At 64.6% G+C, this 12,638-nt stretch carries 7 protein-coding genes; 5 read left to right on the top strand and 2 right to left on the bottom strand.

Going from position 1 to position 12,638, the window contains the following annotated elements; genetic code table 11:
• Positions 1-173 precede the first annotated feature (173 nt).
• Together EQ874_RS21610 and EQ874_RS21605 are read left to right on the top strand one after the other, a co-directional pair.
• Entirely contained in the window at positions 174-416 is a 243-nt protein-coding gene (locus EQ874_RS21610) for a hypothetical protein (RefSeq protein WP_129978127.1), read from the top strand.
• An 85-nt stretch (positions 417-501) separates the two neighbouring features.
• Positions 502-1,170, top strand: a complete 669-nt coding sequence (locus EQ874_RS21605) for a DUF6308 family protein (protein ID WP_129978126.1) — start codon at positions 502-504, stop codon at positions 1,168-1,170.
• A gap of 147 nt (positions 1,171-1,317) precedes the next feature.
• On the opposite strand, the gene EQ874_RS21600 is transcribed toward EQ874_RS21605, so the two are convergent.
• A complete protein-coding gene (locus EQ874_RS21600) occupies positions 1,318-1,731 on the bottom strand; it encodes a hypothetical protein (protein WP_129978125.1) in 414 nt (137 codons plus the stop codon).
• Complete coding sequence (locus tag EQ874_RS21595; RefSeq protein WP_129978124.1) at positions 1,728-2,618, bottom strand: nucleotide-binding protein; 891 nt, start codon at positions 2,616-2,618, stop codon at positions 1,728-1,730. The genes EQ874_RS21600 and EQ874_RS21595 overlap by 4 nt, the downstream gene beginning before the upstream one ends.
• A gap of 195 nt (positions 2,619-2,813) precedes the next feature.
• Here EQ874_RS21595 and EQ874_RS21590 point away from each other — a divergent pair, with 195 nt between their 5' ends.
• From EQ874_RS21590 to EQ874_RS21580, 3 genes are all read left to right on the top strand, one after another.
• Positions 2,814-6,293 carry a helicase-related protein gene (locus EQ874_RS21590; protein WP_242496884.1) on the top strand — a complete coding sequence of 1,160 codons (3,480 nt, stop codon included), beginning with the start codon at positions 2,814-2,816 and terminating at the stop codon, positions 6,291-6,293.
• 118 nt (positions 6,294-6,411) lie between these two features.
• Positions 6,412-9,204: a DUF1156 domain-containing protein gene (locus tag EQ874_RS21585; RefSeq protein ID WP_129978123.1), complete on the top strand. Its 2,793-nt coding sequence runs from the start codon at positions 6,412-6,414 to the stop codon at positions 9,202-9,204.
• A 13-nt stretch (positions 9,205-9,217) separates the two neighbouring features.
• Positions 9,218-12,634 (top strand): Swt1 family HEPN domain-containing protein, encoded by a 3,417-nt coding sequence (locus EQ874_RS21580; protein WP_129978122.1) that lies wholly within the window; start codon positions 9,218-9,220, stop codon positions 12,632-12,634.
• The last annotated feature ends 4 nt before the right edge of the window (positions 12,635-12,638 follow it).

The following is a 12,638-nucleotide window of genomic DNA, read 5'->3' as shown; positions in this document are numbered from 1 at the left end:
GGCCACCGAACACGCACCGAGGGGAACGATGTTCACCGCACTACGCGGGCTGATTCCGCACACGATCGACCACAGCCGACGCACTGACCACCGCATCACACCGGAGCGGCACACCCGCGCAGACGACGACCGACGCGGCAGCGCACATCCACGTCCAGGCTCGGATCGAGACCTTGGACAACTACCTCGGCTCGCTCACCGAACAAGGCCGCGCCGAATACATCGCCGCAGCGCAAGACCTCAACGATGCGATGAACGAGACCGGCACCGAGGACTTCCGCGCCTGCCACCGCGGTGGACGGCCACCCGGCGACGACAGCGTCCCGGACGGAATCCGATCGCTCCAGGATCTGCGGGCGCTCGCTCGTACGATCCGCACCGCGAGCCGGCCGGACCCGACGGAAATCCCCCTGTGACGACGGCAGGCACGTCCGCCGCGACTTCACGCCTCGATCCGGGAAACAGCGACACCGACCCGGGCCCGGCCGGGCAGCAGAAGCGATGAATCGCGCCGGCAGTGAGGCCGGGACCACGGTGTTGGTGATCGCCGGCCGCAGCATCGACATCGACACCGCGGTCGCCAAGGCGCATGCCTATCCGGCGGTGACCGTGTCCCGCTACGACCTGCCCGGACCCGGACCCGCCGCGGTGATCACCGTCGACGAGATCGCCCGCACCCACAAGGTGAGCTCCCGGATCAGTCACGCTCAACGCGACTGGTTCATCCGTACCGCCGTCGACGCCCCGTGGGCGGCGGTGCCGATCGAGGCACAGCTGGTCGACGCCGACCCGAACGTCAGCGGCGGACTCTACGACCGGGCCGAAGCTCTCTACGACCATTTCCGCACCGCCGCGCCCCGGCAGGTGGGGGTAGCCAAGATCAGTAAGGTGCTCCACCTCAAACGCCCCGGTTTGTTCCCCATCCTCGACTCGAAGGTCATGGCGTTCTACCGGCTTCATGCGCGTGCCGCCGCTGCCCGCTATCCCCACCGCGGCAGGCGCGCGATGTTCTGGGCGGCCATCCGCGACGACGTGTGCGCCAACCTCGACAGTGGTGCTCTCCCGCTGTTCCGCCGCCGCCTGGCGCAGTCCGAGACCGAGCAGGTCCGCCGGATCGCGCGCCTGCCCGATGTGCGTCTGCTCGACCTGCTGACGTGGGCTGTCGCGTGAAGTCCGGCGCCAACATCACCCGTGACGCGACTTCGGGACGTCCCAACCCACTCGGCACCTATTCCCTTGCGCTGTAGTTGTCTGGGACTTCAAGCACCAAGGCTGAGCGTCCCGTGCCCGGGCCTACGGCGCGGTGCACACCTCGGTTCAGACTGCGAACACAGACCCGCACACCAGGCAATGGATCGGCTGCCCGTGACCTGTCGGAACCTTGATCGGTTCGTACGGATGGCACGGTGATTGCACGATCTCCATGTCGTTGGGCTCGACCATCGCTTCGGGAACATCGAAGGTCGAATCGATGTGTAGCCCCGTCTCGTTCGACAGCTGGGCGAGGACATCGGGCACAGCGCGTGCCCGGGCGTACTCGAGCTGCTCTTTGGTCCACCACTGGTCCGTTCCTGCGGGAACACCACACAGCGGGCAGTAGTAGGCGTCCGGGGTCGGTTCGGCGGCAGCTTCGTCGTTGATCGGACCGAGGTGCCACTTGAATTGTTGCTCGCAAGTGGGGCATTCCCGACGAAGAAAGTTGTCGTCGTCGGGAGGGATGGACACGTTCATGTCATGCTCACAAATTCTTCGTAGTTGAAGGGATCGCCGTCTGCGGTACGTCCCTTGATGAGCAAGGTGAAGTACCGCTTGTTGTCGCCCATCGCGATGTTGCCCATGTAGTCGAGGCGGAACGATTTACCTGCCGGAAGCTTCGGAACAGGAAGTGGTTCGTCGTCACGGAGAAGTCCGCGCCCGGTTGCGCCGAGCTCCTCGACGTCGACATCGAGAGCATCACCCGGACCGATATTGGTGATCTCGACGTAGTCGAGTTTGTTGCCGCCACGGCGGAAATGGGTGGCAGTGAATCTCGGGCGGGTAGGCCGCTCAGACGTCGGGACTCTTCTTCCGAGCGGGACACCGCCGCCTGGTGCGCCGGGAGGTGTCAGTTCCGAGCTGAGCCAGTCCGTTCCGGCCTGGTCGACGGCGCAACCTGCCGTGGACAAGCGACTTCGGAACGTGTGGCGTTTTTCAGGGCTGCCATCCAGTCGGATGGTGTGGCGACCGTGGATGTCGCTGAACTGCTTGATCCTGCCGAACTCGACGATGATGGTCCGCTTCGGGTTTCGTCCCATGGCCATGCCGGCCTCGAAGAGAACGTTCGGGCGGGGCTGTGCCTGCGGAGACGTTTCAGGGTCGTCATCGTCGGCCAGGTCAGTCCGCAGGTATGCGACGTCGTCGGGAGTTTCAAGCACGACGATGGCCTGAGCAATCTCGAATGCCTTGTCGAGTACCTGGCCGATGTAGGGCGCTCCCTCACCTGTCTCATGGACCGCCTGATCCCATTCGATTGGCGACAAGCCCAAGGCACGAAGGAAAGCGAAAATCTGGTTTCGGGCGGTGCCGTTGCGCCCGTGGATGACGAATACCTTGCGAGGATCTGGAGAAGGCGTAGTCACAAATTGATCATAGTGACGAGGGCCGACACCTCTTCAGCTCGAGCTCCATACGCGGTTGCGCGGATGCATGGAGGCACTCAAGCGCAGAACGATATGGGTGATGTGTGACATTCTTCGCCCGGCGAACGATCATATCTGTAAGGCGACAACGCAGGGGAGAGTGATAGGACGGTGGCGGCTTCATCACCGGCAGGGATGCCGGTGCGGCTCGAGGATCTCGACCGCGGCCAGGTGCTTCGTGGTGTGCACTCAGGACCTGTGACTCTCGTCGATGTCGACCGGCACGGCCCGGACGCGGTGACGGTGACGTTCAAGGACACCGCTGGCGATTTGGGTCAGCAGTTGCTGTACCGAACCGATGAGGAGCGCCTGCGGATCGAGACACCGCAGGCCCGGTGGTCGTTCGATGCCGATCCGGCCGAGTTCCGCCTCGCCGCCGAAGCACTGCGCATCCGCATGGCCGGCCTGCATGACCCGATGGTGGCGGTCTCCTCCAGCGCGGTCGATCCGTTGCCGCACCAGATCCGGGCCGTGTACGGCGAACTGCTGCCCCGCACCCCGCTACGGTTCGTCCTCGCCGACGACCCCGGCGCCGGCAAGACGATCATGGCCGGGCTCTACGCGAAAGAACTGATGCTGCGCGGGGACCTGACCCGCATGTTGATCGTCGCACCCGGTTCGCTGGTCGAGCAGTGGCAGGACGAGCTGGCCACCAAGTTCGGCATCGACGCGCAGTTGCTTTCGCGCGAGATGATCGCCTCGAGCCCGGACGCGAACCCGTTCGAACGCTATCCGCTGCTGATCGCCCGGATGGACCAGCTCGCCCGCAACGACGACCTGCTTGCCTTGCTCGACACCAGCGAGTGGGATCTGGTGGTCGTCGACGAGGCACACCGCATGTCGGCGACCTGGTACGGCGGCGAACTCGACGTCACCCGCCGCTACCAGCTCGGCCAGCGCCTCGGGCAGATCACCCGGCACCTACTGCTGATGACCGCCACCCCGCACAACGGCAACGAAACCAGCTTCCAGGCGTTCATGGCGCTGCTCGATCCCGACCGATTCGAAGGCGAATACCGCTCCGGGGCCCACACCACCGACACCTCCGGGCTGATGCGCCGCATGGTCAAAGAAGAGCTGCTCACCTTCGACGGCACCCCGCTGTTCCCCGAGCGCATCGCCGAGACCGTGCCGTACACCCTCTCCGACGGCGAACGCCAGCTCTACGACGAGGTCACACGCTACGTCCGCGAGGAGATGAACCGCGCCGACCGTCTCGGCGCCGACAACCCCCGCGCCCGCACCGTCGGCTTCGCCCTGACCGTGCTGCAACGACGCCTGGCGTCCTCCCCACACGCGATCGTCCGGTCGCTGCAACGCCGCCGCGAACGCCTCGGCACCAAACGCCGCGACCTGCTTACCCCCACCCCGACGAGCCGGGCCGACGACTTCGCCCTGACCGGGATCGACTTCGACGATCCGGACGAGTACGACGCCGGCGAGCGTGAAGAGATGGAAGAGCAGGTGGTCGACGCCGCCACCGCGGCGCAGACCGTCGCCGAACTCGACATCGAAATCGCCCGCCTCGGGGTGCTCGTTGCCCTCGCCGAGCAGGTCCGCGACTCCGGTGAGGACCGCAAATGGGCCGAACTACGCTCGCTGCTGCTGGATCGAAATCTGCTGCGCGATACCCAGGGTGCACCGCGCAAACTGATCGTGTTCACCGAACACCGCGACACCCTGGACTATCTGACCGCCCAGATCCGCAACATCCTCGGCCGCGAAGATGCGGTGGTCACCATCCACGGCGGCACCCGCCGCGAGGACCGCCGTGCCATCCGCGAACAGTTCACCCACAACCCCGATACCCAGGTGCTCATCGCCACCGATGCCGCCGGGGAAGGGCTGAACCTGCAGGCCGCCCACCTGATGATCAACTACGACCTGCCGTGGAACCCCAACCGGCTCGAGCAGCGCTTCGGCCGGATCCACCGCATCGGCCAACGCCACACCTGCCGACTGTGGAATCTCGTCGCCGACGGCACCCGCGAAGGGCATGTGTTCACCCGGCTGCTCGAGAAGATGGAAACCCAGCGCCGCGCCTACGGGGGACGGCTGTTCGACGTCCTCGGCGACGCCTTCACCGACCGCCCGCTGCGCACGTTGCTGCTCGACGCGATCCGCTACGGCGATGACCCGGCCCGCCTGGCTGCCCTCGACCAGGTCGTCGACGCCGAAGTCTCCCGCGGCCTGGACACCCTGCTCGAAGAACGCGCCCTGGCCCACGAAGCCCTGGCCCCGCACGAACTCGACCGGCTCCGCCGCGAGATGGACGAAGCCCGCGCCCGCCGGCTGCAACCGCACTACATCGCCGCGTTCTTCCACGACGCGTTCCCCCGTCTCGGAGGCCGCCTGCCTCGCCGGGAAGCAGGACGGTTCGAGATCACCCACGTCCCCGCAACGTTGCGGGCTCGGCAACGCCCAGGTGCGGCGGTGCCGATCGTCTCGCGCTATCAGCGGGTCACCTTCGATCCCGACCGTATCGACCTGGGTGAGCCCACCGCACCGCGCGCCGAACTCCTCGCCCCCGGCCACCCGCTGCTCGACACGGTTCTCGATGCCACCATCGAAACCCATCAGCGGGCGCTGGGGACCGGCACCGTGCTGTTCGACCCGCACGACCCGGCCGAACACCCCCGGCTGATCGTGGCCGTGACCGGTGAGATCAGCGACGGCACCGGCGTGGTGGTGTCCAAGCGCTTCGACTTCATCACCCTCACCCCCGACGGCACCGCCACCTTGTGCGGGCCGGCGCCCTATCTGGACCTCCAGCCCCTGCCCGCCGAGGCACGCACCATCGCCGACGAGGTCCTTGGCCGCAGCTGGCTCGCCGGTGGGGTCGAGCAACTTGCCGCCACCTGGGCCATCACCGAAGCTCAACCCGAACATCTCGCCCAGGTCAAAGACCGCGTCCTGCCGCTGCTGGACAAGACCCGCGCTGCGGTGCACAAACGCCTCACTCAGCAGATCAACTATCTCGACAGCGAAGCCGCCCGCCTGCGCGATGTCCTGGCCACCCGCACCCAGGGCCGGCACGCCAAACCGCGGCACAGTCCCGACCGCCTCGAGGCCCGCGCTCGCGACCTCGAAGTTCGCCTTACGGCCCGCACCGCCGAACTCGACCTGCAGTCCCGCCTGGCCGCCAAACCCCCGCAGATCGCCGGCGCGGTGCTGGTCATCCCTGCTGGCATGCTGCCTGGCGCCCCCGCCCAGCACGCGAAGGACACCGCCCGGATCGAACGCCGCGCCGTCGACAAGGTCCTCGCTGCGGAACACGCCTTGGGACGCATTCCGGAGGAGATGCCGCACAACAACAAGGGCTATGACATACGCTCCCTCGACCCGCAGGACGGGCACTACGTGTTCATCGAGGTCAAAGGCCGCATCGAAGGCGCCGAGGACTTCACCGTCACCTTCAACGAAGTCCTCTACGGCAAGAACGTCCCCGACCGGCACCGCCTGGCCATGGTCTCGGTCAGCGACCGCGGACCCGACCACGACCAATTGCGGTATGTGCATGAGCCGTTCCGACGCATCGACCTGGGCGATCTTGCTGCCACCGAGGTGCGCCTGCACTGGGCCAAGACCTGGGCGAAAGGCGGACCACCCTCCTAGCAGCCTTGTCGTCTCACCCGATCGGGCACCGCTGCCGAATCCCAGCACGACCTGCCACTACTGTTTCCCGTAACCACGCTCTTGCAGCACCGATGTACGTAGAGAAGGACCCCGCCTCGTGACCGCCGACACCACCGCTGTTCCCCGTCGCAAACTCATCGAGGTCGCGCTGCCGCTGGAGAAGATCAACGCCGAATCCGCGCGTGAGAAGTCCATTCGCCACGGCCACCCCTCCACACTGCATCTGTGGTGGGCCCGCCGCCCCCTCGCCGCCGCCCGCGCGGTGCTGTTCGCCCAGCTTGTCGATGACCCGTCCTCGTTTCCTGACCGGTTTCCCACCGACGAGGCCGTCGCGAAGGAACGCAAACGTCTGCACGAGATCATCGAACAGCTTGTGGTGTGGGAAAACGCCGGCGATGAAAACCTACTGCGTCGGGCCCGCGAAGAGATCCTGGCCTCCACCGATGGCAACCCGCCGCCGATCCTCGACCCCTTCGCCGGTGGCGGCACCATCCCCTTGGAGGCCCAACGTCTCGGCCTCGAAGCTCACGCTTCCGACCTCAACCCGGTCGCAGTGCTCATCAACAAAGCCCTGATCGAGATCCCTCCGAAGTTTGCCGGAAGGCCCCCCGTGTTCCCCGGGGCTGCGGATGCGCAGATCACTACCTGGTCGCGGGCTACTGGACTGGCCGAGGATGTCCGCCGATACGGGCAATGGATGCGCGACGAAGCCGAAAAACGTATCGGGCACCTGTATCCGAAGGCGCAGTTGCCGGACGGATCAGAGGCCACCGTCATCGCATGGATCTGGGCCCGCACCATCACCTGTCCCAACCCTGCCTGCGGCATCGCCATGCCTCTCGTCCGGTCGTGGTGGCTCGGCAAGAAAAAAGGCAAGGAAGCCTACGTCGTCCCGACGGTGGCGAACGGGAAAGTAAAATTCACTATCGGCCACGATCCAAAGAAGGCGCCGACGAAGGACACCGATGGGACCGTTGGACGCACCGGCGCGATATGTGTTGGCTGCGGTGCTGCAGTCGATCTGAAGTACGTACGCGCAGAGGGTCGGGCTGGGCGGATGGGTGCACAGCTCATGGCTACCGCGGCTGAAGGAAAGCGCACTCGGATCTACCTGGAGCCCACACCGGAGCATGAAGCGGCAGCGCACGTTGACCGTCCAGAGGACGTGCCAGACGGCGACTTGGCGAACAATCCGCGGGACTTTAAGACACCTAATTATGGGATGACGACGTTCGCTGACCTATTTACTCCCCGTCAGCTTGCTGCACTCACGACTTTCAGTGACCTCGTTACGGAAATTCGAGAACGCATTTTATCGGACGCGCTTGCATCTGGCATGGTCGAAGGCGATAGACTTGAAACGGGTGGCACTGGTGCAACAGCCTACGCGGATGCAGTAGTGACGTACCTGGGAATGGGAGTGAGCCGGTATTCGAATTTTATGAATGCTCTCTGCCAGTGGCGTCCAGATGCGGGAAAAGAGCAGGTTGGTCATCTTTTCGCCCGCCAAGCGATCCCAATGGTGTGGGATTTTGCGGAAGCTAACTGCTTTAGCAACTCAGCTGGTGGTTGGAATCCCGCTTTCAAATTCATTCCCAAGAGTCTCGAATATCTCCGCCCTGCGGCGACTGTTGCATCGGCCGAGCAGGTATCTGCGACAAATCGCTCTTTTGCGAATCGGGTCATTTCTACCGATCCGCCCTACTATGACAATATTGGTTACTCGGATTTGTCCGACTTTTTCTATGTCTGGCTGCGTCGTTCACTACGTCCGATTCACTCAAATCTGTTAGGAACGATGCTCGTTCCGAAATCCGAGGAATTAGTTGCAAATCCCTACCGCCATAATGGAAAGGAGGGGGCGCACAAGTTCTTTGAAGACGGTTTCCGTGAGGTCTTCCGCCGAGCACGAGAGTCCGCACTACCGGATTATCCGATCACTGTGTACTACGCGTTCAAGCAACAGGACTCCGACGATAGGGGGGAAGCCTCAACTGGCTGGGAGACCCTCCTAGAAGGCATGATCAGTTCCGGCTGGGCCATTACTGCTACGTGGCCGATGCGAAGCGAGCTCGGTAACCGCATGTTGTCGCAGGGCACAAATGCCCTCGCTTCTTCCATCGTCCTGGCGCTGCGGCCCCGCCCCGAGAACGCGACCACGCTCGATCGTCGGGGATTTATCAACGCACTCAAGGATGAGTTGCCTGATGCCTTGCGTGAGCTACAGCAAGGCGCTATCGCCCCGGTGGATCTGCCCCAGGCAGCGATCGGGCCCGGAATGGCGGTATTTTCACGTTTTGCAGGCGTGTTGACTGATGACGGTTCCAAGATGACAGTGCGGGCGGCACTGGCTCGGATCAACGAGATTCTCGACGAGGTACTTGCGGAGCAAGAAGGTGACTTCGACTCCGACACTCGGTTCGCAATCGCCTGGTTCCGTCAGCATGGGTTCGACGCAGGCACGTTCGGTGATGCCGACAATATGGCGCGCGCACGCAATGCGTCTCTCGAGCATCTGGAGCGGTCCGGCATCCTCACCAGCCGCGCCGGGAAGGTCGCGCTGCTCTCCCCCGAGGCGTTGAGGACTCTCTACTCGGACACCGGGTACGACCCGGCCACCGACCCGCACATCAGCACGTGGGAAGTGGTGATGCACCTGTCCCGAGCTCTAACGGAGAAGGGTGTACCGGCCGCTGCGGCGTTGTTGTCCCGGGTACCGGAGTCGATCGATCGAGACTTGTGCAAGGAGCTGGCGTTCCTGCTGTTCACCATCGCCGAGGACGCCAAGCGCACCCAGATCGCGATCGAGTTCAACTCTCTCGGTACGGCATGGAACGACATCGTCGCCGAGTCCCGCACCGCGTCGACCCAGCTGACGCTGGACACCTAGAAGGAACCTTGTCATGGCTGTGAGCAACCGCGACCGGATCGGTCGGATCTTCGAGCTTCTCGGTCCCGCGCTGGACGAGTTCCACACCTACGTGCTGGCGAAGAAGCTGGAGGGTGGGGACTGGACGGCGCTGTTGGCGGCGCGGGACAAGGCCAAGGGTGCCGGTGCGTCGAAGACTTATGTGCGCACCGATCCGCAGAACGGCCTGCGGATGATCACCGAGCAGATCCCCAATCAGATCCAGAAGGGCTGGTATCCGTTCACCGATCACCTCTCCCGCACCGAGCAATCCTGGGCCACGGAGCTCAGGGATGTGCGCAACACGTGGGCGCACAACGGATCGTTCACCGCCGACGATGCCTACCGAGCCCTCGATACCGCAGAGCGGTTCCTGCGGGCCATCGGGGCTCCGGATCAGGCTGATGAGGCCCGACGCTCACGGATCGAGCTCATGCGTCTGAGCTCCGAAAAGCAGGACCGTAAGGTGGTCAAGACCTCCGCGGCAGCGGAGATTGGCGCCGATGGTCTCGAGCCGTGGCGGCTGGTGCTCAGCCCTCATCAGGATGTGCAGAGCGGTAACTTTCACGCCGCCGAGTTCGCCGCGGACCTGGCGATGGTCTCCCGTGGCGAAGGCGATCCCGAATACACCGATGCGGTGGAGTTTTTCGCTCGCACCTACCTGACCGAAGGTTTGAAGGATCTGCTCGTCCCTGCGATGCGGCGTCTGGCTGGCGATCCGAACGCCGCGCCGATCATCAACCTGCAAACCAACTTCGGTGGCGGCAAGACCCACTCCATGCTGGCGGTGTGGCACTTGGCGTCAGGTCGGCCGTTGGTGGACTATCCGCAGGAAGTCCAAGATCTCCTCGCCGGCACCGAGCTTCCCACTGCCCGGCGGGTGGCGCTGGTGGGCACCCAGATCAAGGCCGGTGCGGTGAAGGTGATGCCCGACGGCACCCGCATCAACACCATCGGCGGTCTGCTGGCCTGGCACCTCGGCGGCGCCGAAGGCTATGCGATGGTCGCCGAATCCGACACCAACCGGCTCAATCCCAGCGGCGAAGCGCTGCGCGAGCTGTTCTTGCGGTTCGGCCCGTCGGTGATCCTCATCGACGAATGGGTCGCCTACGCCCGCCTGTTGTTCGGCCACGAGGAGCTGCCCGACGGCACCTTCGATGCCCAGTTCACCTTCGCCCAAGCATTGACCGAAGCGGCCAAGGCCGTGCCCGGCACGTTGGTGCTGATCTCCATTCCGGCTTCGGCGGAGATGAAGGACGGCGAGTACGTCGGTGACGAGGAAGAAGTCGGGGGGCAGAACGGCCGCGAAGCATTGAAGATGCTGCGCAAGGCCGTCGGCCGTGTCGCCGAGCAGTGGCGCGCCGCCAACGCCGAGGAAAGCTTCCACATCGTCCGGCGCCGGTTGTTCGAAACCCCGGACAGCACCGCCCTGGCAAAGATCAACGCCACCGCCAAGGCCATGGTGGCGTTCTACGTCAAGAACAGCAGCGACTTTCCCCGCGAGGTCCGCGAACTCGACTACGAAGAACGCATCCGCCGCTCCTATCCGATCCACCCGGAGCTGTTCGACCGCCTCTACCAAGACTGGTCCACCCTCGAACGATTCCAGCGCACCCGCGGTGTCCTGCGGCTGATGAACGTCATCGTCGGTCAGCTCTGGCGCGAGAACGACACCGCCCCGCTGATCATGCCCGGCTCGATCCCGCTACGCGCCGACAAGGTCGTCACCGAACTGACCCAGTACCTCGACGACCAATGGAAGGCCCTGATCGACACCGACGTCGACGGACCGAACTCCGCTCCCGCCCAGGTCGACAACACCAACCAGCTGCTCGGTCAACGCCTGACCACCCAACGTCTGGCCCGCACCGTGTTTATGGGCGCGACCCCGACCTTGACCTCCGCGCACAAGGGTCTGGACAAGCAACGGATCTTCCTCGGCACCGCCCTGCCCGGGGATGTGCCGGGCAACTTCCATTCGGCGCTGAACCACCTGGCCAATACCGCCACCTACTTCTACAACTCCGGGTCGCTGTACTGGTACGACACCCAGGCCAACACCACCCGCACCGCCCGCGACCACGCCGAACGCCTCCACAAGGAGGACGTCTGGGCCGAAGTCGTGCGCCGACTGCAAGAGCACCGCAAGACCGCCTCGGACGGATTCGCCGGCGTACACGTCGCCCCCGACTCGTCGGCGGACGTACCGGACGTACCAGAGGTGCGATTGGTGATCGTGCCGCCCGCGCATCTACACAACCGCAAAGCCAAGGCCGACTCCCCGGCGGCGATCTGGGCCAAAGACGTCACCGAACACCGCGGCAGCGCTGCCCGCACCCACCGCAACATGGTCGCCTTCCTCGCTGCCGACGACGCCCGCTGGGCCGAACTCGACAGCGCGGTCCGGGACTTTCTGGCCTGGTCCTACATCCGCGACAACGCCGACAAGGACCTGAACCTGACGGCTGCGCAACGCCAGCAGGCTATCGACCGGGTCTCAACCCATAGTCAGGCCGTTGCCGACCGGTTGCTGCAGACCTATCACTGGGTGCTCGCTCCTACCCAGCGTGAGGCAACCAAGCCTCTCGAGATCGAAGCGTTCAAGGCCGACGGCACCACCACCGATCTGGCTGCCCGCGCCGCAGCGAAGTTACGCAACGAATCGCTGCTGACCCTGCAGCGCAGCGCCGGCCTGATCCGCCACGACCTGTCCGGCACCCTCAAGGCCGCCTGGGACCGGGAGGGACACATCAGGTTCGGTCAGTTGTGGGACTACTACACCACCTACCCGTACCTGGCGAGGCTGCGCGATCGCACCGTCCTCGAGGACGGGGTGCAGTCGGTATCTCGCGAGATGTTCTGGCAGCAGACCGGATTTGCCCTGGCTACGGACTGGGACGGACAGAACTATGTCGGACTTGTCCTGCCGTCCGATCAGGTAACCGTGCCGCAGATTACCGATGCGCTGCTGTTGGTCCAGCCTGAGCGGGCCGAAGCGCAACGCGAACGCGAACTCGCCGAATACAAGGCAACCCAGGGCGAGAGCGACTCTCAGCACGAAAGTGACTCGCCCGCGGGCGACGAAGAGGACGCACCGGCCGCCGGTGCGACGGTCCAGACCACCACGTCCACACGCACGGGTAGCGGCAATGAAACGGGAGGTACCACTCCGGTGGCGAAAACCCGATTCTTCGGGTCCACCGCCCTGCACCCGGACTTCTACGCCCGCGACTTCAACAAGATCACCAACGAGATCATCCAACACCTCGCCGCTGCAGACGGTGTTCACCTCGAAGTCCGGATCGAAATCACCGCCACCACGCCGAACGGATTCGACGAGAACAAAATCCGCACGGTCAGTGAGAACGCCACCGTCCTCAAATTCGACCAGGCCGGGTTCGAAACTGACTGATCAA

The sequence above is a fragment of the Rhodococcus sp. Q1 genome (assembly GCF_004153645.1).
In the GTDB taxonomy this organism is placed as follows: domain Bacteria; phylum Actinomycetota; class Actinomycetes; order Mycobacteriales; family Mycobacteriaceae; genus Rhodococcus; species Rhodococcus gordoniae.
This window is presented reverse-complemented; position numbering and strand designations above follow the sequence as displayed.